Source organism: Teichococcus deserti (assembly GCF_001982615.1).
GTDB lineage: Bacteria > Pseudomonadota > Alphaproteobacteria > Acetobacterales > Acetobacteraceae > Pseudoroseomonas > Pseudoroseomonas deserti.
Map to the genome: position 1 here is coordinate 1 of NZ_MLCO01000438.1, position 454 is coordinate 454.

The 454-nt window shown below is 68.1% G+C and carries 1 protein-coding gene; it reads right to left on the reverse strand.

The features are described 5' to 3' along the window. Positions 1–454, reverse strand: a 454-nt coding sequence (locus tag BKE38_RS32575) for a hypothetical protein (protein WP_165694315.1), incomplete at both ends; no start/stop codon positions are given.

The following is a 454-nucleotide window of genomic DNA, read 5'->3' on the forward strand; positions in this document are numbered from 1 at the left end:
GCAGATCCTCGAGCCCGGTGATCGGCAGGGCCGGCAGGGTCAGGTTGGGCGCATCCGCCAGGTTGAGCACCGTCAGACCCAGATTGGCGCTGGTGCTGGCGGTGGTGCCGCTGCTGCTGTCGGTGATGGTGGCCGTCACATGCAGCGTCGCATTGCCCGGATCCGGCGCATTCAGCGTCAAGCCGACGAGCTGGCCCTGGGTCAGGGTATAGCTGCCGTCGGCATTGTGCGTCCCGGCCGAGAGCGTCGCCCCGGTCGGCAGGCCGCTGATGGTGACGCTGACCGATTCCGTCGGGCTGAGCGTGCCGATGGCAACCGGCAGGGCGATGGAAGTGTCCTCCAGCCCGGCCAGCGGCAGCGTTGGCAACGTCAGCGCCGGGGCGTCGGCCACGTTCAGCACGTTCAGCGCGACATTGGCACTGGTCGTGGCCGTGGTGTTGCTCGAACTATCAGT